The organism is Lentzea sp. NPDC058436 (assembly GCF_042721515.1).
Classification (GTDB): domain Bacteria; phylum Actinomycetota; class Actinomycetes; order Mycobacteriales; family Pseudonocardiaceae; genus Lentzea.
The window spans coordinates 983477-1006219 of the sequence record NZ_JBHXLF010000002.1; the positions used below are offsets into that span (position 1 = coordinate 983477).

General features: G+C 70.0%; 16 protein-coding genes and 1 pseudogene. 9 read left to right on the forward strand and 8 right to left on the reverse strand.

The window, feature by feature from the left end; all coding sequences use genetic code 11:
- Nucleotides 1-54: 54 nt before the first annotated feature.
- Together ACFWN2_RS11880 and ACFWN2_RS11885 are read left to right on the forward strand one after the other, a co-directional pair.
- The gene (locus tag ACFWN2_RS11880) at nt 55-1005 is read left to right on the forward strand and encodes an ATP-binding cassette domain-containing protein (RefSeq protein WP_382426882.1); all 951 of its coding nucleotides are present in this window, start codon (nt 55-57) and stop codon (nt 1003-1005) included.
- A complete protein-coding gene (locus ACFWN2_RS11885) occupies nt 1002-1775 on the forward strand; it encodes an ABC transporter permease (RefSeq protein ID WP_382426883.1) in 774 nt (257 codons plus the stop codon). The genes ACFWN2_RS11880 and ACFWN2_RS11885 overlap by 4 nt, the downstream gene beginning before the upstream one ends.
- A gap of 14 nt (nt 1776-1789) precedes the next feature.
- Here ACFWN2_RS11885 and ACFWN2_RS11890 read toward each other — a convergent pair whose 3' ends face one another.
- The gene (locus ACFWN2_RS11890) at nt 1790-4819 is read right to left on the reverse strand and encodes a BTAD domain-containing putative transcriptional regulator (RefSeq protein WP_382426885.1); all 3030 of its coding nucleotides are present in this window, start codon (nt 4817-4819) and stop codon (nt 1790-1792) included.
- 79 nt (nt 4820-4898) lie between these two features.
- Between ACFWN2_RS11890 and ACFWN2_RS11895 the strand changes: the two genes are divergently transcribed.
- Nucleotides 4899-6170: a lanthionine synthetase LanC family protein gene (locus tag ACFWN2_RS11895; RefSeq protein ID WP_382426886.1), complete on the forward strand. Its 1272-nt coding sequence runs from the start codon at nt 4899-4901 to the stop codon at nt 6168-6170.
- Here the strand turns inward: ACFWN2_RS11895 and ACFWN2_RS11900 are convergent.
- Nucleotides 6159-7163: an LLM class flavin-dependent oxidoreductase gene (locus tag ACFWN2_RS11900; protein WP_382426888.1), complete on the reverse strand. Its 1005-nt coding sequence runs from the start codon at nt 7161-7163 to the stop codon at nt 6159-6161. The genes ACFWN2_RS11895 and ACFWN2_RS11900 overlap by 12 nt on opposite strands.
- A gap of 39 nt (nt 7164-7202) precedes the next feature.
- Nucleotides 7203-8078 (reverse strand): LysR family transcriptional regulator, encoded by an 876-nt coding sequence (locus ACFWN2_RS11905; protein ID WP_382426890.1) that lies wholly within the window; start codon nt 8076-8078, stop codon nt 7203-7205.
- A gap of 77 nt (nt 8079-8155) precedes the next feature.
- Here ACFWN2_RS11905 and ACFWN2_RS11910 point away from each other — a divergent pair, with 77 nt between their 5' ends.
- On the forward strand, nt 8156-9385 hold the full coding sequence (locus ACFWN2_RS11910) for an aspartate aminotransferase family protein (protein ID WP_382426891.1): 1230 nt from the start codon (nt 8156-8158) through the stop codon (nt 9383-9385).
- Nucleotides 9386-9477: 92 nt separating this feature from the next.
- Nucleotides 9478-9996, forward strand: coding sequence for a VanZ family protein (locus ACFWN2_RS11915; RefSeq protein WP_382426892.1), 519 nt, complete (start codon nt 9478-9480; stop codon nt 9994-9996).
- A gap of 37 nt (nt 9997-10033) precedes the next feature.
- Here the strand turns inward: ACFWN2_RS11915 and ACFWN2_RS11920 are convergent, their stop codons facing one another.
- The 3 genes and pseudogenes from ACFWN2_RS11920 to ACFWN2_RS11930 form a co-directional block, all read right to left on the reverse strand.
- On the reverse strand, nt 10034-10423 hold the full coding sequence (locus tag ACFWN2_RS11920) for a carbohydrate-binding protein (RefSeq protein WP_382427444.1): 390 nt from the start codon (nt 10421-10423) through the stop codon (nt 10034-10036).
- A gap of 24 nt (nt 10424-10447) precedes the next feature.
- Nucleotides 10448-12256, reverse strand: a pseudogene (locus ACFWN2_RS11925) (glycoside hydrolase family 3 protein); the annotation flags it as partial.
- Between the two features lie 131 nt (nt 12257-12387).
- Entirely contained in the window at nt 12388-12915 is a 528-nt protein-coding gene (locus ACFWN2_RS11930) for an SMI1/KNR4 family protein (RefSeq protein WP_382426893.1), read from the reverse strand.
- A 63-nt stretch (nt 12916-12978) separates the two neighbouring features.
- Between ACFWN2_RS11930 and ACFWN2_RS11935 the strand changes: the two genes are divergently transcribed.
- Both ACFWN2_RS11935 and ACFWN2_RS11940 read left to right on the forward strand, forming a co-directional pair.
- Nucleotides 12979-13353, forward strand: a complete 375-nt coding sequence (locus ACFWN2_RS11935) for a nitroreductase family deazaflavin-dependent oxidoreductase (RefSeq protein WP_382426894.1) — start codon at nt 12979-12981, stop codon at nt 13351-13353.
- Nucleotides 13354-13428: 75 nt separating this feature from the next.
- Nucleotides 13429-15462 carry a tetratricopeptide repeat protein gene (locus ACFWN2_RS11940; protein ID WP_382426895.1) on the forward strand — a complete coding sequence of 678 codons (2034 nt, stop codon included), beginning with the start codon at nt 13429-13431 and terminating at the stop codon, nt 15460-15462.
- Between the two features lie 100 nt (nt 15463-15562).
- On the opposite strand, the gene ACFWN2_RS11945 is transcribed toward ACFWN2_RS11940, so the two are convergent.
- Both ACFWN2_RS11945 and ACFWN2_RS11950 read right to left on the reverse strand, forming a co-directional pair.
- The gene (locus ACFWN2_RS11945; RefSeq protein ID WP_382426896.1) at nt 15563-16657 is read right to left on the reverse strand and encodes a hypothetical protein; all 1095 of its coding nucleotides are present in this window, start codon (nt 16655-16657) and stop codon (nt 15563-15565) included.
- Entirely contained in the window at nt 16657-17898 is a 1242-nt protein-coding gene (locus tag ACFWN2_RS11950; protein WP_382426898.1) for a nucleotide sugar dehydrogenase, read from the reverse strand. The genes ACFWN2_RS11945 and ACFWN2_RS11950 overlap by 1 nt, the downstream gene beginning before the upstream one ends.
- Nucleotides 17899-18168: 270 nt before the next feature.
- Between ACFWN2_RS11950 and ACFWN2_RS11955 the strand changes: the two genes are divergently transcribed.
- Nucleotides 18169-21108 (forward strand): BTAD domain-containing putative transcriptional regulator, encoded by a 2940-nt coding sequence (locus ACFWN2_RS11955; RefSeq protein WP_382426899.1) that lies wholly within the window; start codon nt 18169-18171, stop codon nt 21106-21108.
- Nucleotides 21109-21831: 723 nt separating this feature from the next.
- Nucleotides 21832-22713, forward strand: coding sequence for a LysR family transcriptional regulator (locus ACFWN2_RS11960; RefSeq protein ID WP_382426901.1), 882 nt, complete (start codon nt 21832-21834; stop codon nt 22711-22713).
- Nucleotides 22714-22743 lie beyond the last annotated feature (30 nt).

Here is a 22743-nt window from a genome sequence, read left to right on the forward strand (position 1 = left end):
AGCGGGCTGCCAGCGCGCGGGCGCACAGTTCCCCCTGAACCACAGGGAGGAACGATGGCACTCGCGATCAGGGCTGAAGGCCTGGTCAAGCACTACGGGGAGACCAAGGCGCTGGACGGCGTCGACCTCGAGGTGCCGGAGGGGAAGGTCGTGGGTGTGCTCGGGCCGAACGGCGCGGGCAAGACCACGGCGGTGCGGGTGCTGGCGACGTTGCTGCGCCCGGACGCGGGACACGCCACGGTGCACGGGCACGACGTCGTGAAGGACCCGCGGGCGGTCCGGTCGCTGATCGGGCTGACGGGGCAGTACGCGTCGGTCGACGAGGACCTGTCCGGCACGGAGAACCTCGTGCTGCTCGCACGGCTGCTCGACTACTCGCGTGCGGGGGCGAAGGCCAAGGCCGCCGAGTTGCTGGAGCGGTTCGAGCTCACCGACGCTGCGGGGCGAGCCGCCAAGACGTATTCGGGAGGTATGCGCCGGCGGCTCGACCTCGCGGCCAGCCTGGTCGGCAACCCGTCCGTGCTGTACCTGGACGAGCCGACGACGGGCCTGGACCCGCACGCCCGCAACGAGGTGTGGGCGGTGGTGCGCAAGCTCGTCGCCAACGGCGTGACGGTCCTGCTCACCACGCAGTACCTGGAGGAGGCCGACCAGCTCGCGGACTCGATCACCGTGTTCGACCACGGCCGGGTCGTGGCCGAGGGCAGGCCGGACGAGCTGAAGCGCCGCGTGGGCGGGCAGACGTTGCAGGTGCGGCCCACGTCGTTGAGCGACCTCGACGTGGTCTACCGGATCCTCGGCGACCTGACCGGCGCGAGGCCGACGCGCGACGACGACACGGGACTGCTTACGGCGCCGGTGAACGACCCGGTGCTGCTGTCCACTTTGGTCCGCAAGCTCGACGAGGCCGGCATCACCGCGGACGAGCTGGCGCTGCGGCTGCCCTCGCTCGACGAGGTCTTCCTCGCGCTGACCGGCAAGCAGACCGAGGGGAGCCTGGCATGAGCACGATCGCGTTGGACAGGGGAGTGCGCCACGGCTTCGCGCTGGCCTGGCGGGGAATCCTCAAGATCCGCAAGAACCCCGAGCAGCTGGCGGACGTGACGCTGGCGCCGATCATCTTCCTGGTGATGTTCACCTACCTCTTCGGTGGTGCGCTCGCCGGGAACACCGACGCCTACCTGCAGATGCTCGTGCCGGGCATCATGGTCATGAACATCCTGCAGGCCAGCATGACCGCGGGCGTGCAGCTGAACACGGACGTCTCCAAGGGCGTCTTCGACAGGTTCCGCTCGATGCCGATCACGCGCTCGGCACCGTTGGTCGGGGCGGTGCTCGCGGACATCGTGCGGTACGTGGTGTGCATCGTCGTGCTGCTGGTGGTCGCCACGATCATGGGCTTCCGCGTGCAGACCGGTCCGGTCGAACTGGTGATCGCGGCGGCGCTCGCGATCCTGTTCGGACTGTGCTTCTGCTGGGCCTCGGTGTTCGTGGGCATGCTGCTCAAGACCCCGCAGGCCGTGCAGGGCCTGATGTTCGTGCTGATCATGCCGCTGACGTTCGGCAGCAACGTCTTCGTCGGCACCTCGACGATGCCGGGCTGGCTCAAGGCGTGGGCGGACATCAGCCCGGTCAGCCTGCTGTCGGACGCGCTGCGCGGGCTGCTCAACGGCGGTGCGATCGCCGGGCCGCTCACCGGGTCGCTGATCTGGATGGTCGCCGCGGTCGCGGTGTTCTTCCCGCTCGCGATGTGGGCCTACCGCAAGCGCGTGTGACGTGAGAGCGGGCTTCAGCCGTTGCTGAGGCCCGCTTCTTCGCGCACCTGTCGCAGCGCCTCTGCCTTGGTGATCGTCAGCTGCTCCGGCTCGCCGAGCTCGGCGACCAGCCGTCGCACGTCCGGGTCGCCCATGTCGAGGCGGCCGCGGATGACGTGGGCGAGGGCGAGCACCCGCCGGGTCGCGTCGTCACGGCCCTGCGCGTCGCGGACCAGGGCGAGCAGTTCGGTGACGCCCGCGAGGTCCGGCATGTCGGCGCGTTCCGACGTCGTCCGGATGGCCTCCGCGGCGAAGGCCGCCGCCTCGTCCAGCCTCCCGTCGGCGATCGCGATGCGCGCGTCGAGGATGGCGGTCCACTCCGAGATGAACGACCCGAGCGTCGACGACGCGGTGATCCGCTGCTTGAACAGGACGCTCAGCGCGCGTGCCTGCTCGACGTCGCCCGCCCGCAGCACCACCTCGGCCTTCGCGTAGCCGAGCATCGTGGACAGCTGGTCGTTGCCGACGTCCCTCACGAACTGCTCCGCCGCGGCCACCTCCCGCGCGGCCGCGGCGTGGTCGCCCATCCGCGCGTACTCCGCCGCGAGCCGCCACCGCTGCTGCACGGCGTCGTCCTGGGACCGCAGCTCCGTCGCGACCTCCAGCCCGCGTTCGTAGAGGTCGATCGCCCCCTGGTTGTCGCCGGTGTGCGAGACGAACGCGGCCTTCATGCCGAGCGTCATCGCCGAACCCCACCGGTCGCCGATGGCGGTGAACTGGTCGTACGCGCGGTCACGTGCCTGTTCGGCGCCTTCGAGATCACCCTCGTCGACCAGCATGAAGCTGAGCGCCCACTCTGCGCCCGCCCGCGCCCACGCGTCCTCGCTCGCCGCCGCCCGTCGCACCTCACGCCGTGCCAGCTCGACGTTCTGGCTCAGGAACGCCAGCATCGGCAGCGCGATCGCGAGGGACGGGTACTTCTGCACGGCCCCGCTGTCGACGCAGCTCTCGATGACCGCCGCGGCCTCCTCCTGGTCCGTCACACCGGGCACCGCGGCCATGATCAGCTGCATCGCCCGGAACGTCGCCGCGCGGTCGGGCGGCAGCAGGTCGCCGAGCGCGAGCACGTCGCGCACCGACATCTCCGCGCGTTCGTTGTCGCCCTTGACGAGCCAGTACCAGAACGAGCCGCCGAGCAGGTCCGCCGCCAGCTCGATCTCGCGGTCGTCGATCGCTCCGCGCAACGCAGAGATGATGTTGTCCTGCTCCGCCTCGTAGACGTCGATCGCCTCCAGCTGGCGCGCCGTGCGGGTGAGCGGCTCCCACCGCTCGGTCAGCTCGCGGTAGTAGCGCCGGAACCTGCCGACGACCTCCCGCTTCTCGCCGGACGCGTCGAGCTGCTCGTCCGCGTAGACCCTGATCGTCTCCAGCATCCGGTACCGCGGCTCGCCCTCGATCTCGACGGCGTCCACTATGGACTTCTCGATCAGGGACGTGAGCACGTAGAACGCGTCCGGCAGGCAGACTGCCTCGATCGCGGCGAGGTCGGCGCCGGCGGGGAACACCGCGAGCCGCCTGGCGAGCCGCAGCTCCTCGTCGGTCAGCAGGTCCCAGCTCCACTCGACGACCGCACGCAACGTCCGCTGGCGCGGCAGCGCGGTGCGGCTGCCCGAGGTGAGCAGCCGGAACCGGTCGTCGAGGCGCTGGGTGATCTGCCGGACCGTCATCGACCGCAGCCGTGCCGCCGCCAGTTCGAGCGCGAGCGGCATGCCGTCGAGCCGGCGGCAGATCAGCCGTACGTCGTCCACAGTGGACTCGTCGAGCCGGAAGCCGGGCTTCACCGCGCTCGCCCTGTCGAGGAACAACCGCACCGCGCCGAACCCGGCCACGTCCGCCTGGCCGTTCGGCACGGCGAGCGGGCCGATCGGGCACAGCGACTCGCCGTCGATCGCGAGCGGTTCCCTGCTGGTCGCGAGCACGCGCAGGTTCGGCACCCTGCGCAGCAGCTCGGTGGTGAACTCGGCGGCCGCGCCGATGAGGTGCTCGCAGTTGTCCAGCACCAGCAACGACTCCCCGGCGCCGAGCACCTCGGCGATCCGGTCCATGCCCTCGCTCGCCCGCCGCCTCGGGTCACCCGTGAACGTCAGCTCGAACGCGCTCAGCACCGCACCGGCCAGGTCCTCCGCCGCCCGGATGCCGGCCAGCGCCGCGAACCACACGCGACCCTTGCCGTGCAACGGATGCCGTGCCGCGACCTCGGTGGCCAGGCGCGTCTTGCCCGCGCCACCAGGCCCGACCAGCGTCACCAGCCGCGCCTGGCCGAGCAGCCCGGTGATCTCCGCGAGCTCGTCGTCCCGCCCGACGAAGCTGGTGAGTCGCACCGGCAACCGGTCGACGACGGGCCGCGGCCCCAGCTCACCACGCAACGCCGCCAGGTGGACGTCCTGCAGTTCAGTCGACGGATCGACGCCCAGTTCGTCCGCGAGCCTGCCGCGGACCTCCGCGTAGACGTGCAGCGCGTCGGACTGCCTGCCCTGCGCGCACAACGCCCGCATCAGCAGGCCCGCCAGACGTTCCCTCAGCGGATGTCTCTCGTGCAGCGCCGTCAGCGCGGCCACGTCCAGCTCGCCGCGGTCTTCCTCCGCCGCCAGCCGTGCCTCTTCCAGCCGTGCGGCGGTGGGCCCGGCGAACGGCGCCTCCCGCACGTCGGCCAGCGCGTCACCACGCCACAGCGCCAGCGCCTCGTCCAGCCGCCCGGCGGCCCTGAGCCGTTCGAACCGGAACACGTCGACGTCCTCGGTCGCGACACCCAGCCGGTACCCGCCCGGCTCCAGCGCGACGGGACAGACCTTGCGCAACCGCGACACGAGCGACTGCAGGGCGTTCCCGGCGTCCGCGGGCGGCTGCTCACCCCACAGGTCGTCGATCAGCGTCGTCGTCGGCACGGGACGGCCGGGGTCGAGCGCGAGGCGGGCCAGGAGCATGCGGACGCGGGCACCACCGATGTCGACCGGTGTGCCGTCGTCGGCCTCGACGGCCGTCGGTCCCAGCAAAGCCACGCGCACGCCTACCAGCTTTCCAGATCACGTCCGGCGATCAGGTGAGAACACCCGGTGTGCGCGCGTCCGGTGCCATCATCGGGGTGTGGCGACGTATCGGGGGACCGCCGAGGACGCTTGGCGATGGGTGCTCGACCAGGTGCGACACGACGACGGGCCGTGGATACCGCAGTTCCCGGGCGGCGAGCTGGAACTCCCGTGGCGCGAGGGCATGTACTCGGGCGTCGGCGGGCTGGCCCACGTGCTGGCCGAGATCAGGCTGAGCCGGGAGTGGACGGCGCGCGAGGAACAGTTGGCGGAGGCCGTCGCGCGGCGGGTCCGCGCGAGCATCGGCACCACGAATGACGTCAGCTTCTTCGCCGGCCTGGTCAGCGCGGTCAGCGTGCTGACGGCGCTGGGGGCGGACGGACCGGACGAGGCGGTCGCCAGGATGCTCGAACTGTCCACACCGGACGGCTGGCCGAACGGGAACATCGTCCCGCCGAGGTTTCAGGAAGGCGCCCGCTGCCACGACCTGACGGTGGGCACGGCCGGGGTGCTGCTCGGTGCTGTGTGGGCACGTCGTCACGGGGTCGCCGGTGCCGACGAACTCGCCGACCTCGCGGCCGGGATCCTGCTGGCCGAACGCGAGGAGGTGCCCGGCGGGCTGAACTGGCGGATGGTGCCGGTGCGGTTCTGCGTCGAGCAGAGGGAGTTCCCGAACTTCTCCCACGGCGTCGCGGGCGTCTCGACGGCGCTCGCCCTGGCCGGGGCCGAGTTCGGGCGTTCCGACCTCGTCGAGGCCGCCACCGCCGGCGCCGAGCACCTGGTGACGCTGGGCGACACGTCCGACGGCGGGTTCCGGGTGCGGGCGCGAGTTCCGCAGATCGTTGAGGTGGAGGAGTTCCACTACGGCTGGTGTCACGGACCGACTGGAACCTCGTTGCTGTGGCCTGCCCTGCGGCACGCGGGCGTGTCCGAGGTGGCCGGCGTGGACGTCGGCGAGTGGCACCGCCGTTGCCTGCACAGCATCCGCGCGTCCGGACTGCCCGAACGGAAGTATCCGGGCTTTTGGGACAACGACGGCCGGTGCTGCGGCACGGCGGGTGTCGGTGACGTGCTGCTCGACTCGGGGCAGCACACGGACTTCGCGCTGCACCTGGCCGACGTCGTGGTGGAGCACGCGGTGAAGGACGGGCCTGGTGTTTGCTGGCGGTTCACCGAGCACCGCAACCCCGATCCGTTGCTGCCGCCCGGCATCGGGTGGATGCAGGGTGCGGCGGGCATCGCCGGGTTCCTGTTCCACGCCGCGCGCGTGGCCGAGGGTGATGCGCGGTCCGTGCCGCGCATCGACACCTGGTGGGCGCTAGGCGGGTGACCAGCCCAGTTCCGGGCCGAGCTTCGTCGCGATGTCGGTGAGGATCTGCACGTAGTCCTCGTGGGCGAAGCTGAACGGCAGCGCGAACACCACCTCGTCGACCTCCTGGAACCCGAGGTGCGCGTAGAGCTGTTCAGCGATCTCGGCGGAGGTGCCGATCAGGTCGCGCTCGAACATCATGTTGCGCGGCCCGAACGTCTTGCCGATGCGCCCGGCCCGTCCGTCCACGTAGGCCTGGTACTTCGCGCGCTGCTCCGCCGTCGCCGAGTCGGTCGGGATCACCACGAGCCCCTGCGAGACCCGTCCGCCACCGGCCTCGCGGAACGTCCTGATGTGCGACGCCTGGGTCTCGGCGAAGTCCTCGGATATCTCGGACTGGGCGACGTTGCTGGTCAGCAGGTTCAGGCCGTGCTCGCCCGCCCACTTCGCCGACCGCAGGCTGCCGCCGCCGTACCAGATGCGGTCGCGCAGGCCTTGAGCGTGCGGCTGGACGCGGTCCGACCACACCTCGATGCCCTCGACGCCGCTGAACGACGCGACCTTCTCGCCACCCACGAAGTCGAGCAGGCGCTGCACGCGGTCGTAGCTGAAGTTCTCGACGTCGGCCGTCTCCGGGTACAGCGCGTCCTTGACGTCGTCGTAGTGGATCGGCGGCCCCACGCTGACGCCGGGGTTCAGCCTGCCGCCGGACAGCACGTCGACCGTGGCCAGGTCCTCGGCCAGGCGCAACGGGTTCTCCCAGCCCAGCGGGATGACCGCGGTGCCGAGCTGGATCCGGCTGGTGCGCTGGGTGGCGGCGGCGAGCACCGCGACCGGCGAGGAGATGCCGAACTGCAGGTGCCGGTGCCGCACCCACGCGCTGTCGAACCCCAGCTCCTCGCCCAGCACGATCACGTCGAGCGTGTTCCGGTGACCAGCCCCCGGATCGTGCTCGTCGAACAGCCCGATGGTGAGAAAACCGAGCTTCCGCAACGGCTCTGACTTCCGCGGCACGGAACCCTCCTTCGTCTCCTCCCGAGTTTAGATGACGTCTCAACTAGTTCCGGATGCTGAGAAACGCGAGGTGTGCAGGGCGTCGAGCACCGCGGTGATCGCGGCGCGCGAGTCGCGGCGCACGGCCGCGGTGATCCTCCGCGTCACCGGAAGCTCCCTGGTGACCACGTCGAACCGCCGGTCGACGGCCAGCGCGGGCAGCACCGCGACCGCCAGCCCCGCCTCGACGTGTTCGAGCGTCAGCATGTAGTTGCTGAACCGGCCGACCACCCTCGGCTCGAAGCCCGCCTGACGGCAGAGCCGGGTCGCGAGCGTGGCCATGTACGAGCCGGGGACGTCGAACGCCCACGGCTCGTCCTTGCACGCCGCGATGTCGTTCTTGGGCTGGCCCGGCGGTGTGAGCAGCACAATCGGGTCCTCGCCGAGCGGCACGACGTCGATGTCGGCCGGCACCGGCTGCTCCACGAAGTCGGTGGTCGTGATGATCACGTCGACCTCCCCCGCGAGCAGCGCGGGCATGCTGGCGTGCGGTTCCAGCTCCACGATCTCGACGCTGAGGTGCGGGTGGGAGAGCTGTTGGATCGCGGGCACGGCGAGCGTGTGGATCGAGCTCTGGAACGCGCCCAGCCGGATGAGGCCGGACGGCTCCTGGCTGAGTTCCCTCAGCTCGGCCTCCACCGCTTCCATCTGGTCGAGGATCGAGCGTGCGCGCCGCGCCAGGATCAGCCCGGCCGACGTGAGCCGGACGCGCCGCCCGGTCCGTTCGATCAGCTGCGTGCGCGTCTCGCTCTCCAGCACCGCGAGCTGCTGGGACACGCTCGAAGCACTCAGGTTCGCGGCCTGCGCCACGGCCCGCACGGTGCCCAGCGCGTCGAGCTGGCTGAGCAGGCGCAGGCGCCACGGGTTGAGCGTCATGCTGTGCAGTATTTCCGAACAGCGAGCGTGGGATTGTGAGATGGACCTGTCGCTCGGCGCGTCCTAGCGTTTTTCGCATGGACACCTTCTGGGACGACGTCGACCGCCACCTCGTCCGCTACGGCGGCACGTTCACGCGCGAGATCATCGACAGCGCGTCGGGGAGCTTCCTGTTCACCGAGGAGGGCCGCCGGGTCCTGGACTTCACGTCCGGGCAGATGAGCGCCATCCTCGGCCACTCGCACCCGCGCATCGTCGAGACGGTGCAGCGCCAGATCGCGAACCTCGACCACCTGTTCAGCGGCATGCTCAGCCGCCCGGTGGTGGACCTCGCGCGACGGCTTGCGGAGACGCTGCCGCCCTCGCTGTCGAAGGTGCAGCTGCTGACCACCGGCGCCGAGTCCAACGAGGCCGCGCTGCGCATGGCCAAGCTCGTCACCGGCAAGCACGAGGTCGTGGCGTTCGCCCGCTCGTGGCACGGCATGACCGCCGCCGCGGCCGCCGCGACCTACAGCGCGGGCCGCAAGGGCTACGGTCCCGCCACGCCCGGCAACTTCGCCATCCCGGCGCCGACCGGTGACTGGCAGGCGCAGCTCGACCTGGCGTTCGACCTGATCGACGCCCAGTCGGTCGGCTCGCTGGCCGCCTGCATCGTCGAGCCGATCCTCTCGTCGGGCGGGATCCTGGAGCCGCCGCCGGGGTACTTCGCGGCGTTGCAGGCGAAGTGCCGTGAGCGCGGAATGCTGCTGATCATGGACGAGGCGCAGACCGGCCTGTGCCGCACGGGCAACTGGTACGCGTTCGAACGCGACGGCGTCGTGCCGGACATCCTGACGCTGTCCAAGACGCTGGGTGCCGGGCTGCCGCTGGCCGCGGTGATCACCTCGGACGAGATCGAGGCGGAGGCGCACGCCCGCAACTACCTGTTCTTCACCACGCACGTGTCGGACCCGCTGGTCGCGGCCGTCGGCAACACCGTGCTGGACGTGCTGCACGAGGAACGCCTCGACGAGCGGGCGGCGAAGCTCGGGGCGTTCCTGCGCAACGGGTTGGACGACATCGCGTCCCGTCACTCGCTGGTGTCGGACGTCCGCGGGCGCGGGTTGCTGGTGGGCCTGGAGATCGCGGACGAGTCGTTGAGCGCGCCGATCACCCAGAAGTGCCTGGACCTGGGGCTGCACATGAACATCGTGCAGATCCCGGGGATGGGCGGGGTGTTCCGGATCGCGCCTCCGCTGACGGCGTCGGAGGAGGAGCTGGCGATGGGGCTGGAGATCCTGGACGAGGCGATCGGGTCCGCCGGCTGACCGTTGGGCCAGATGCCCGAAACCCCGCCGCCGCTCGCCAGCGCAGTAGGCTTCGCGTGTCGGATTCCGTTGGGGGCGGAGGGTTTTGAGCTGTGCTGGACCAACTGCGGTGGTCGCTGGACGCCGTCGTGTTCGTGTTGTCGGATCCGCTGACCGCGGGCGGTCTGGTGTTCGGAGCGGTGGCGCTGGGCGCCGGCGCGTGGTTCGCGGCGCGGAGGTTCGGCTGGCGGCCGGTTCCCTCCGCGTTCGCGGGGATCTTCCTCGGCCTCGTGCTCGCGCTGACGTTCTGGCGGTCCCAGCCGAGCTGGGCGTTGGTGGGCAACCAGTTCTGCACCTTCAACGGCTTCTCGTTGAACGGGGTGTCGGAGCAGTTCAACGTGCTGTTGTTCGTGCCTCTGGTGTGGTGCGCGGTGCTCGCGACGCGCCGTCCGCTCGCAGTCCTGGTGGCGGCGGTGGCGTCGAGCGCGGCGATCGAGTTGCTGCAGCCGATCGTCGGGCGTGGGCTGTGCGAGACGCAGGACTTCTTCAACAACAGCGCGGGAGCCGTGGTGGCCGCGGCGCTCGCGGGCGGTTACGTGGCGTTGCGCGACCGCGTGAAGGTAAGCCGATGAACGGGGCTCCCGTCGGGAACCCCGTTCAGCCGCACTGCTAGCGGGCGAACTGGAACCAGTTCACGTTCGCCAGGTCACCACCCGTGCCGCCGGTCGCGACCAGGTACAACCGGTGCACCCCAGTTGCTCCCGAGGCCGCGGCCGTGCGGCTCGTCCACGTCTGCCACCCACCCGTGCTCGCCGCCGGGACGGTCGCGACCACCGGACCGGTCGGGCTGTCGAGCCGGAACTGCAGGGTGCCGTTCGCGGTCGAGCCGGACGCGAGGCGCGTGGTCACCGAGGTCGGTGGTGTGGCACCGAAGTCGACGTCCGCGTAGGCGACGTAGTCGCCCGGCGTCAGGTAGCCGACGTTCTGCCCGCAGCCCGAGTCGGTGCACCGCTCGACCTGCGTGCCGCGCTGCTCGTCGTAGTACGAGGCGCCGATGATGCCGTAGGCGTTCTGCGTGGCGGGGAACTGCGTGCCGAAGCCGTACGGGAACAGGGGAGCCTTGCCGTCACCGACGTTGATCGGTTGCTGGGAGGCGCTCTGCATCCACGTGAACGGCAGCGTGCCGGTCGGCTTGTAGTCGCCGAACAACACGTCCGCGACGCCGTTGCCCTCGGTGCCCGGCAGCCAGGCCGCGACCAGGGCGTGCCACTGGGGCAGTTGCGCCGCGATGTCCAGCGGGCGCCCGGAGACGAGCACCACCACGACCGGGACACCGGTGGCGCGCAACGTGTTCAGGGTCGCGATGTCCTCGGCGTCGAGGCCCAGGGTTCCCGGCCGGTCGCCCGCGCCCTCGGTGTACGGGGTCTCGCCGATCACGGCGATCGCGGCGTTGTAGGTGCCGTCGATGCCGCTGCCGTTGCGGTTGTACGTCACCGTCGTGGACGACGACACGGCCGAGCGGATGCCTTGCAGCACAGTGGTTCCCGGCGTGACCGGGCCGCTGCCGCCCTGCCAGGAGATCGTCCAGCCGCCGCTCTGGTAACCGATGTTGTCCGCGCTCTTGCCCGCCACGAAGATCTTCGACGCGGTCTTCGGCAGCGGCAGCACGCCGTTCTGGTTCTTCAGCAGCACCTGCGACTTGCGCACGGCCTCGCGGGCCAGCGCGCGGTGGGCGGCGTTGCCGACGGTCGAGGTGTAGGTGCGGTCGGTCAGCGGCTTCTCGAACAGGCCGAGCTCGAACTTCTTGGTGAGGATGCGGCGGTTGGCGTCGTCGATGCGCGACATCGGCACGCGGCCCGCCTGCACCTCCTGCTTCAGGTACGTGATGAAGGTGCGCCACGCGGCCGGCACCATGATCATGTCGAGGCCCGCGTTGATCGAGTCGCGCACCTCGGCGGCGGTGAAGCCGGGCTGGCCGTCGATCTGGTCGATCGCGTTCCAGTCCGACACGACGAGGCCGCCGAAGCCGAGCTCGTTCTTCAGCACGTCGGTGACGAGGTACTTGTGGCCGTGCAGCTTCGTGCCGTTCCAGCTGCTGTAGGTGATCATCACCGACCCGACGCCGCGCGCGATGGCCTCGCGGAACGGCGGCAGGTGCGTCGCGCGCAGCTCGGCCTCGCTGACCTGCGTGTTGCCCTGGTCGGTGCCGCCGGTCGTGCCGCCGTCACCGATCCAGTGCTTGGCCGTGGCGAGCACCGAACCAGAGTCCGACAGCCTCGCACCTTGCAGGCCGGTGATCATCGTGGTCATCGACGTCGCGTTCTCGGGCGTCTCGCCGAACGACTCGTAGGTGCGGCCCCACCGGTCGTTGCGGGCGACGCACAGACAAGGCGCGAAGTCCCAGTCGATGCCGGTGCCCGACACCTCCTCGGCCGTCGCGCGCCCGATCCGCTGCACCAGCGCGGGATCCCGCGTCGCGCCGAGGCCGATGTTGTGCGGGAAGATCGTGGCGCCGACGACGTTGTTGTGGCCGTGCACGGCGTCCACGCCGTAGATCATGGGAATTCCCAGCGGGGTGGCCAAAGCGGCGCGCTGGAAGTTGTCGTACATGTCCGCCCACGACGTGGCGTTGTTCGGCGACGGCGCGGAACCACCGCCGGACAGCAGCGACCCGATCCGGAAGTTCGTCAGGTCGGCGTTGCTGACCGCGTTGCGCTCGGCCTGCGTCATCTGCCCGATCTTCTCGTCGAGCGACATGCGGCCCAGCAGGTCGGCGACGCGAGCCGGAACCGGCTGCGCGGGGTCCTTGTAGATCGGGTCGGCCGCGGCGGCCGTACCGGTGGGGATGACGGCGGCACTGAGCAGAAGTGCGGCCGCGAGGAACTTTCTCACAGGGCAGACCTCCGGGGGATGAGGTCCTGTTTACCTTGCGGCACAACAGGGTTCGCCGAGCGTAACCCGCGTGTTAACAGTGGTATAGACCAAAGGGGAACCGGTCCTGGTTCCGGTTCCCCTCAGGGCGCCTAACGGCACCAGGACTGGACCTTCTCCTCGAAGTCGGGGAACTCCGCCCGTGCCGCGGCCAGCACCTCGGCGGGCGTGCGCGGCTCGATGCCGGAGTACTTCTCCGCGACCGCGCGCAGTTCCGCATGCGGCACGCCGCTGTCGGACCCGAACTCGACGGCCTCCTGCGGCCCGACCCCGCCCGCGAGCAACCACAGGAACTCACCGAGGCTCGTCGCGACGGGCCCGACCTCGCCCTCCGACCCGAGGAACACGACGGGCTGAGCGGTCAACGGCCCCGGCCGCACCAGCCACAGCACCGCGAGCCCACCGGTGCCGTCCTGCCCGAACGGCCGGAACGCGGCACCGTCCAACTCCTTGTTCCCGGTCCAGGACCGGATCCAGTCGGTCGTCTCCTCTGCGGAGTCGAACTCCTGGTACGGCTCGTAGTCGATGCTGCCCTCGTCGGGATTCTCGCTCCACGGGAAGTCGATGCCGCTGAGAGCGGCCAGCGCGGCGGGGAAGGCGCGGTCGTCAGTGATCTCCACGCGCGAACGCTACTTCAACGGATCGCGAGCGGGCGGCGTCTTGGACCAGGAGAGGAGTCAGACATGCCGATGCCCAGGTGGTGGGGTCACATCAACAAGCGCGTGTTCAACCCGCGCGCGATCAAGAACGGCAGGTGGGCGGTGCTCACCCACGTAGGCCGCAGCTCGGGAATGCCCTATCGCACACCGATGGAGGCGCACCGGGTCGAGGGCGGCTACCTCGTCGTCCTCGTCTACGGCTCCGGCTCGGACTGGGTGCGCAACGTCATGGCGGCCGGGCACGCGACGCTCACGGTCAACGGCGAGGACGTCGACCTGACCTCGCCTCGCGTGGTGGGGGAGGAGGAGGCGTTCGCGGCGCTGGGCGAGGAGGTCAAGCGGCCGCCCAAGGTGCTCCGCGTCACCGAGTTCCTCCGGATGGACCTCGCCGTGAAGTGACGCGCCGCTACCCGTGTGATGGCTGATTTCGCAGCCCTCCAAGCCGTAGCTTGGACGTACGGGGAGGCGGGGCCAGTGCGAAATGTGATGTCGGGAAGTGCGGGCAGGGTGGTGCAGGCGTCGTCGATCGGCACCGTGCACCTGCACAACCAGGAGCCGGTACCCGTGCCGTTCCAGCTACCGCCCGCGCCGCGCTGCTTCGTCAGCCGGCAGGACGAGCTGGCCGCGCTGGACGGCTGGCCGTTGCTGGTGATCAGCGGCCCTGGCGGAGTCGGCAAGACCTCGCTCGCGTTGAGGTGGCTGCACGACCGGAGCGCCGAGTTCCCCGACGGTCAGCTCTACGTCGACCTGGGCGCGCACGCACCGGACGGGCCGGTCGATCCGGAGGACGCGCTCGAGTGGTTCCTGCACGCGTTCGGGCTGCGGGACGTGCCGGCGTCGTTCGCGGCCAAGCAGGCGCTGTTCCGGTCGGTCACGGCCGGACTCCGGTTCTCGCTCCTGCTCGACAACGCCGTGTCGTCCGCGCAGGTGAGACCTCTGCTGCCGGCTTCGGGAACGGTCGTGGTGACCAGCAGGTGGCGGCTGAGCCCCCTGGGCACGGACGGCGCGAGGTTCGTGGAGGTGGAGCCGCTCGGACAGCGGGATTCCGTGCGACTGCTCCAGGAACTGGTGCAGGACGGCAGGCTCGCGGCCGAACCCGACGCGGCAGGGGAGTTGGCCAGGCTCTGCGGCGGACTGCCGGTCGCGCTGTCGGTCGTCGGCGCACGGCTCTCGGCACGGCCGCGCCGATCGCTGGGACGGGAGCTGGACGAGTTGCGCGACGACCGCCTGCCCGAACTGGACGAGGACGCGTCCGTGGCCGCGGTGCTCGACCTGTCCTATGTGGACCTGCCGGTGCGGCAGTCGCGCCTGTACAGGTTGTGCGCCTGGCTCCCCGGCGCGCGGTTCGGCGCGGAGGCCGCTGCCGCGATGGCCGGTGAGCCGGTGCGGGACGTTTCGGGTGCTCTGGAAGCCCTGGTCGAGAAGAACCTCTTGAGCGAGATCGGCGACAACCGGTTCCGCTACCACGACATGCTCCGGACCCATGCGCGCAGCAAGGTGGACGCCGTCCGTGACGACGGCCTGCGGCGGGTGCTGCGGTGGTACGTCGCCACGGCGGTGTCCGCTGATCTGGCCGCGATGCCGGGAAGTCAGCGAGTCGGACCGGCTTACCACGACGCTCGTCCGATGGCGGAGGATCCGGTCGAATGGCTGGAGCTCGAACGGGCGAACATCGTCGCCTCGATGAGGTGTGCGCACGAGCGGGGCTGGCCCGACCTGGTGTGGCAGCTGTGCGAACCGATGTGGCACCTGTTCCTCAAGGGCCACCACTACGCGGACTGGCTGGAGACCCACCAGCTCGCCATACCGGCCGCGCACCGGTCGGGAAACCCGCTGGCGGCCGCGAGGCTGGGAGCTCAGCTCGCGATGGCCTACGTCAACCTCGGTCGCCACGAGGACGCCGTCAGCGAACTGAACGCCGTGCTGTCGGCCGGTCTCGACGACCCGGTGAGCGAGACGATGGCGTTGTCGATGCTCGGCCGGGTGCATCTCGACAGAGGAGACCCCGCCGCCGCGCTCGCCTGCTACCGGAAATCCCTCGACGTGCGTCTGGAACGCGGCCGCGATCGCGGGGTCGGCATGGCGCGGAGGCGGATCGGCCAGGCCCTGATCGAACTGGGCAGGCCGGACGAGGCGATCGCGGAGCTCGAACTGGCGGAGTCGTTCCTCACCGATCCGATCGAACGGGCACGGGTGAGGACGTTCCTCGCGCAGGCCTGTGCCGATGCCGGCCAGGCCGATCGAGCGAGGTCGTTGCTCGACTCGGCGAGCAACGACCTGCGCACCTCACCCTTCGACCGCGCTGACGTGCTGGTGCTGCTGGGCACGCTCGCGGAGGACCACGACCAGGCGCGGGAGCACTACACCGCCGCGCTGGCGTGCTTCCGCGATCCGGCCGATCCCGGCGCCGTCCGGGTCAGGGCGCTGCTGGAGCGGCACGACCACCGCCTCGCAGCCGAGGTGATCCCGGAGCAGCCGACCGGCGAGGAGCAGCGCGACCCCCGCTGACCGCGCCGGCGGGCAGATCAGGACGTCCGCGAGGTTGCGCCAGCGGTTCTCCGCGCGGCCGGCGTCCACGACGAGAAGGTCGCCCACCCGCACCACACCGTCAGACACGGTGCACCGGAACCGGTTCGGCACGGCAGTCGCGCGACGGCTCGGACAGTCCGAGCAGCCGGTACATCGTCCGGCGGAGCACGACCGCCGCCTCGCCCTGCCGCGAGCTGATCGTCAGCGGCACCCGGCGGGCCTGCTGGACGACCGCTCTGCCGGCGTCGAGCTGCGGCGCCCCGCGCGCCAGCCGATCGGCGAGGCTGTCCGGCCTGACCTGCGGTGTGCCGGTGAGGACGACCGGCACACCGAGGGCAGCGGAGTACTGCGTCACGGAACCGTGGTCGCCCACGACGGCATCACTGGCGACGACCATCGCCCGCCAGCCCTCCTCCGGCGGCACGACGATCAGCTCCGGGCAGTCGGCCAGCCACGCCCGCACCTGCCACGCACCGTGCACCTGCCAGATGTTGGGGTGCAGGACGGCGGCCGTCCGGCACTCCCGGGACAGGGATCGGTACAGGGAGAGGCGGCTGCCGAACGTCGACCTCGTCGACCAGGTCGAGCTGATCGTCACGAGGGTCTCGCCCGGCTCGACACCCGCCGCGGCCCGGTACTGCTCGCGGAAGGGCAGGCTCGCATGCAGCCGGTCGAGGCAGATGTCCCCCGCCACCACCGCGTTCGGCACCGCCTCGGGACAGGCGTCGGCGAGCAGTGCCAGCTCTTCGTCGTTCGTCAGGACGATCGCCTCCGGCACGACCCGGCCGGCGCGGGTGAGCGAGGCCCGGTCGAGGCCGTGCCCGTGCAGGCGTTTGGACTTCGCCGCACTCGCGGCGTGCGGCAGCACCACGACCGGGCCGTGCACCAGATCGGTGCCCCGGTGGCTGGCGGCGACGACCAGGTCGAACCGGTGCCGCAGCGCGTTCTCCCACGGAGTCGACGCGACGCCCTGGGCCGCGACGAACTCGGCCGTCCCCGGCGGTGATCCGGCGGGCACCGTGCACACCACTTGCACCCGTGGATCGCCCGCGAGCAGCGGGAGCACGTCCATCAGCCTGGTGCCCGCGACGAGATGCGGCACGAGCACCAGCACCTGACGGCACTCCGGCACCGTCACCCGTCGCGCGGCGCCGAGACCGAACGGTTCCCACATCACCGCACCTCGACCGGGTCGCCCGACGAGCAGTCGAAGACCGGGACGTCGTCGCGTCGCACCGGCTCGTGGGCCTCGTGCTTCGTCATGACCAGCACCAGGTCGGCCGGCGCCGAGACGGGCTGGGACACGAGCGTGACGCCGTTGTCGAGGACGAGGCTCGGCACGTACGGGTCGTGGTAGGCCACCTCCGCTTCGCCCGCGAGTTCGTTGAGCACCCGCACGGCGGCGGACTGCCGGACGTTCGCGGTGTCCGGCTTGTAGGTCACGCCGGCGACCAGCACCCGGCTGCGCCGCAACGGCGGCAGCCCGCGCGCCGCGAGCGCCATCCGGACCCGGTGCACGGTGTGCGCGGGCATCGCGTCGTTCACGGCGATGGCCGCCTCCACCACCGGCGAGTGAAGCCCGTGCCGCCGCGCGCTGGCCGTGAAGAAACCCGCCGACACCGGAACGCAGTCGCCGCCGGCCCCAGGCCCCGGTCGGTGCCGCAGGAACCCGTACGGCTTGCTGCCCGCGGCCTCCAGCACCTCCTCGACGTCGACGCGCTGCGCCCGGCACAGAGCCGCGAGCTCGTTGGCGAGGGAAATGTTCACCATTCTGAAGGTGTTCTCGAAAATCTTCACCAGCTCGGCGGCGCGCGTCGAACTGACGGCCACCACCCTGCGCGCCACCCGGCTCACGAAGCGGACCGCGAGCTCGGTGCACCGCGGCGTGTATCCCGCGACGACCCGCGGAACTGTGTCCACGGTGACGTTGCCGGGATCCGTGCGCACAGGGGAGTGGGCCAGGTGGAAGTCGAGCCCTGCGCAAAGTCCCGACGTGGCCGCGATCCGCGGCAGCACCACCTCCTCGACCGTCCCCGGCGCGCAAGTGCTCTGCACGATCACCAACGCGCCCGGCCGCATGGCTTTGGCGACGTCGTCAGCCGCCTGCGCCAGCAAGGACACGTCCAGCCTGCCGTGCCGATCCGCCGGCGTGGGCACGCACAGCACGTAGACGTTCGCGTGCGGAATTCCTTGTGCGTTGTGCCGCAACAAAAGCCGTCCGCTCGCCAACGCGGAATTCAGCTCGTGCTCGGAGACTGTCGTGAGCCCGCAACCGGGCCGCTGCTCGGTGATCTCGCGAACTCGTTCCGCACTCGCGTCCACACCGAGAACGGTCAGACCCGACCGCGCGGCGGCGACGGCGGTCGGCAATCCGGTGAAGCCGAGTCCGATGACGGTGATGTCGATGATGTCCACAACGCACCTCCTAATGGGTTTGTGGACACCAAGGTGCGGTGTGACTCTGCTCAAATGGCTTTCCGCATCACCTGCATCCGCTGAACGCGCAGGTGAAAAGCCATGTCCCCGCGATGGTGGAAGCGTTTTCCAACCGCGCTGGACTGCATGCGGTTTCAGAGTGCTTTCAGTACGCCGATCAGGCTTCGAATGCGCAACATCGCTGGAAAGCGCCTCGGAACGAGAGCACACTGCTCACGGGAGAGATGCACCTGGCGAGGGGTGGCGCGGGTGGAGATCGCATTCAGGATTCTCGGGCGCACAGGCCTGAGGACGGCAGACGGCTTCGTCCACGACTGGGGGAAGCCGAAAGAACGCGCCGTTCTCGCGGTGCTGTTGTTCAACGCGGGCAAGCCCGTTTCGGTGCGTTCGCTGGAAAAGTGGGTGTGGGCGGACGACGTTCCGAGCAATCCCTACCCGACCCTGCAGACCTACGTCGCGCGCGTCAAGGCGGCGCTGCGGGAAGCCGGTCTGCCGGGCGTGATCTCCAACGTGGAACGCGCGTACCGGCTGGACGTGGACCGCTCCACGATCGACTACTTCGCGTTCATCGAACTGGCGCGGAAGGCGAAGGAGGCGGCGCGCCAGTCGCCGCCGGACCACGAGAAGGCGTGCGAGATCTCCGAGAGGGCGATCAGCCTGTGGGACGGCGAACTGTTCGCCGACCTCGACAGCGATCTCGCGTTCCACCGCCGCGACTCGGCGGTCCGCTTTCACTACCTGACCGCGATGAACGGACTCCTGTACAGCCTCGGCAGGCTCGGCCGCTACGAGCAGATGTTGTTGCACCTCAACGAGATCCAGCCGGAGCACGACCTCGACCTCATGCTCGCCAGGCATCGGCTGGTGGCGTTGTTCGGCCTGGGCAAACGCGTCGAGGCGGCCAGCTACCACCGCAACGTCAGACGCCGGATCGTCGCGGAGATCTGCGACGGTTCGGAGGACGAGCTGCTGGCGTTCTACGAGGAACTGCGCCTGAAGCACATCCCGCGCACGGCTTCGGGCGCCTCCGGGCCGTGTCCGCGCTACCTCCCTCACAGCGCCACCTCGTTCACGGGCCACGAGGACCTGTTGGCGGAGCTGAACGATCTCGGTCATCCCCAACCCCGCCTGATCGCGCTGGACGGCCCACCAGGGGTGGGCAAGACGACCCTGGCCCTGCAGTGGGCCTGGTCGGTGTGCGGGCGTTTCCCCGACGGCTACTGGTTCGCCTCGCTCGACGGTGTGGCCCACGGGCCCCGCGTGGAGGCCGCACAGGTCGTGAAGGACCTGCTGGCCGAGTTCGGTGTCGCAGCGGACTCGATCCCGTCGCTGGAGGCCAGGACCACGCGCCTGCGCGAACTGCTGGCACAGCGGCGCATGCTCGTGATTCTGGACAACGTCGCCGACACCGACCACGTCCGCCCACTGCTGCCGGCGCTGTCGACCTGCGTCGTGCTCCTGACCAGCCGGGCCCGCCTGAGCGATCTCGCGGTCCACTACCACGCCCGCTGTCTGACGGTCTCCCCGCTCAGTCAGGACGACACAGCCGCCTGGCTGCACCACCGTCTGGGCTCCAGGGCGTCGGAAGCTCCTGAAGCGGTGGCGAGACTGGCGGAACTGGCCGACGGCATGCCGCTCGCGATGGGGCTGATCGGTGAACAGATCGCGGCCCAGCCCCGCAGATCGCTCGACGACTTCGTCCGCGTTCTCGCCACCGGCCGAGCGCTGCTCTCGCTGGGTGACGGATCGGCGGGCAGCATCCGCAACGCCTTCGAGCTCTCGTACATCAACCTGTCCGCGGAGCAGGCCAAGCTCTTCCGGCTGCTCGGCCTTCATCCGGTGCGGGAGGTCTCCCTCGACATCGTGGCCGCACTCGCTGGTGCCGCAGTCGAGGACGCACGTCGCCTCGTCGACTCTCTCGTGTGGACGAGGCTGGTGGAATCGGCGGACGGCGACCGCTATCGCATGCACGACCTGCTGCGTGAATATGCGGCAGAACGAGCTGAGCGCGACGAGGATCCAGTCGAACGCGTCGCGGCGGTGAGCAGGATGCTCGCCTGGTACACGCACACCGTCCACAACGCCGACCGCCGCGTCGTCGGATTCCGGGAGGAGGTGCCGATGCTCGCGCTCCCTCCTGACGTGATGCCCAGGCACTTCGCCGACGAGGACGAGGTCGCCCGGTGGTGCCTGCAGGAGGAGGCGGCACTGGTAGGGGTGATCAAACACGTCGCCGACCCCGACCACATCTGGCGCCTGGCGAATTCCGTGGGTGAGCTCTTCCTCCGGTATCTGCGCAACGACACGGTGGTCGCCGTGATGGAGGCGGGCGCCGCCGCCGCGCGGGAGTGCGGTGAGATCAGTGACGTGGTCGACACGCTGCAGAACCTCGGATTCGTCCACATGACGGCGAGGCACGACCACGAGTCCGCCGATCGCTGCTTCCGAGAGGCGCGAACGATCTTCGGCGACCGGGACGACCCCGAGACCCTTGCCGTGCTCCTGCGCAACCAAGCCGAATGCATGAGCGGAGCGCACAACGTTCCTCGTGCGATCAAGATGTACGAGGAAGCGCTGAGCCTGGCCGTCACCGAGGACACCAGGGCGGGCATCCTGCACCGGCTGGGCGTGGCGTGCGGTCGCGGCGGCAGGCTGGACGAGGCCACCTCGCGGCTGTACGAGGCCTTGCATCTCAGGGAGAGACTCGGTGACAGCCTCGGTCAGGCGCGCAGCCGTCTCGCACTCGCGCAGATCGCGTTCGACCTCGGTGACTCGTTCGGGGCGAAGGGCAACTGCCACCTCGCGATCGGACTGTTCCAGCAGGCCCACTTCGGCATGGGCGAGGCGCGTGCCCTGACACTGCTCGCCGCCATCGTCAAGGCGGACGACCTGGAGCTGGGCCGGTACTACGCGGCCCGGGCGATCGAGCTGTGCGAGGGCGCGGACCGCGAGGTGGAGGCGATGGCCCTCGACGTCCTCGGTCAGATCGACTGGCGGGCCGGCGAGCGGGAGCTGGCGGTCCAGCGGTGGCAGGGTTGCTTCCTGGCGTTTCGCGACATCGGAGACAGCCGCGCGAACGCGATCGCCGCTCACTTGGACGAACTCGAACTAGCCGGACAACCTGAGATCCCGTTGTCACGTCCTTCCTCCGCGGTCGACGAAAAGATCATTGGCGAAATCATGCCGTAGTCGCCACGAATTGGAATTTTCGCGTCATCAGAATGGGTGTCCGCCATTCTGATGGAGAGCCCACAGTGTGTGCTCCCGCTATTGCGAATTGATCACGAGTCGACGCTGTCGCCCCCGGATTGGTCTTGACCAATCCCCTGGTGAGGAGTGGTGGTTGCGCTAGGTGGGACCCGCGTGCGGCCGGGTTCCGCTGCCTGCGAAGATTGATCTTTGTCGGGGGTCCAACCACCGAACAGGATCAAATTGAACAAGGGTTCCAGGATTGCCGCAGCGGTCGCATTGAGCCTGCTCGGCGCCGTGCTCATGAGTACGAGCACGCCCGCCGAGTGGCTGACCGTCGGCTACAGCACTATCGCTACTGTCCTCAGCACCTGGTCGATGAAGTTCGGCTAACCCCTGGTCGTCGCGAGCAGGCGACGACACGAAGCACCGCTTCACTCCCCGGTCCGGATCTCTCGGGCCGGGGATTTTCATGTTACGCGACCGCCGCTCGGTTCTGCGGGGTTCCGGCGGAAATTCAGCTGTTCGATACTGTTCAAGGCCTTCGGTCCGGACTGAAGAGCGGTCGCCCCGTTTGAAGACTTATCCACAGGCTGCGTCTATATCGCATTGTCATGGGTGCATAAGTCGGATGCGCTCAATCGTCATCTCGACGAGCGCTCGCCGTGCGGAGAGCCCTCGGCTTGCCCGGCAGGTCCGCTGCGGCCCGTTAGTCTGCGGAGGATGGACGTCCGGCAGCTGCGCTACTTCCTCGCCGTCGTGGACCACGGCACGGTGAACAAGGCGGCCGCCGCCCTGCACGTGGCGCAGCCGTCCCTGTCCCAGGCGATCCGCGCCCTCGAACGCGACCTCGGCGTCGACCTGTTCCGCCGCGTCGGGCGGCGGCTGGTGCTGGCCGACGCCGGCGAGGCGTTGATCGGGCCCGCCCGGCAGGTCGTGCGGGTGCTCGCGACGGCGCGGGCGAGTGTCGCCGAGGTCGCTGACCTGCGGATCGGGCGGGTGGAGATCGTGGCCATGCCGTCGCAGTCCGTGGAGCCGCTCGCGCGGATCATCAAGGCTGTCACCGAGGAGCATCCCGGGCTGTCGGTGGCGGTGCGTGCCGCTTTCACGGCCGAGGACGTCATTGGCGAGGTCCGGAGTGGACGGACCGAGCTGGGGCTGCTCGGGACCGGGGAGCCGTTGCGGGACGCGCGGGTTAGGGTGCGGCAGTTGGGGCGGCAGCGGTTCGTGCTGGTCTGTCCGGTGGGCGGGCCGTTCTCGGCGGGTGATGTCGTGCGGCACGAGGACCTGGCCGGGCAACGGCTGATCGTCGGGCAGCCCGGCACCGGCATGCGGCGGGTCGTGGACGAGATCCGGGCGGGTGGGGTGGAGCTGACCGAGGTCGTGGAGACCGAGCACCGGGAGGCGATCCTGCCGCTGGTGCTCGGCGGGGTCGGGATGGCCGTGCTCGCCGACTCGTGGGCTCCGCTCGCGCGCCAGGCCGGTGCGCTGGTGCTGGACCTCGAACCCGCCCGCCACCTGCACCTGGCCCTGGTCTCGGGCCAGGGCGAGCTGACGCCCGCGGCGAGCGCGTTCCTCCACGTCGCTCATAGCCTGAGCCTCTAACGCCGGGTGGAGTCACGTCTTGGACGCCGC

What these genes read in the sequence shown, in the direction of transcription:
- ACFWN2_RS11885 (WP_382426883.1), top strand. Translation starts at nt 1,002, where the DNA reads ATGAGCACGATCGCGTTGGACAGGGGAGTGCGCCACGGCTTCGCGCTG.
- ACFWN2_RS11880 (WP_382426882.1), top strand. Translation starts at nt 55, where the DNA reads ATGGCACTCGCGATCAGGGCTGAAGGCCTGGTCAAGCACTACGGGGAG.
- ACFWN2_RS11910 (WP_382426891.1), top strand. Translation starts at nt 8,156, where the DNA reads ATGGACACCTTCTGGGACGACGTCGACCGCCACCTCGTCCGCTACGGC.
- ACFWN2_RS11945 (WP_382426896.1), bottom strand. Translation starts at nt 16,657, where the DNA reads ATGTGGGAACCGTTCGGTCTCGGCGCCGCGCGACGGGTGACGGTGCCG.
- ACFWN2_RS11935 (WP_382426894.1), top strand. Translation starts at nt 12,979, where the DNA reads ATGCCGATGCCCAGGTGGTGGGGTCACATCAACAAGCGCGTGTTCAAC.
- ACFWN2_RS11905 (WP_382426890.1), bottom strand. Translation starts at nt 8,078, where the DNA reads ATGACGCTCAACCCGTGGCGCCTGCGCCTGCTCAGCCAGCTCGACGCG.
- ACFWN2_RS11960 (WP_382426901.1), top strand. Translation starts at nt 21,832, where the DNA reads ATGGACGTCCGGCAGCTGCGCTACTTCCTCGCCGTCGTGGACCACGGC.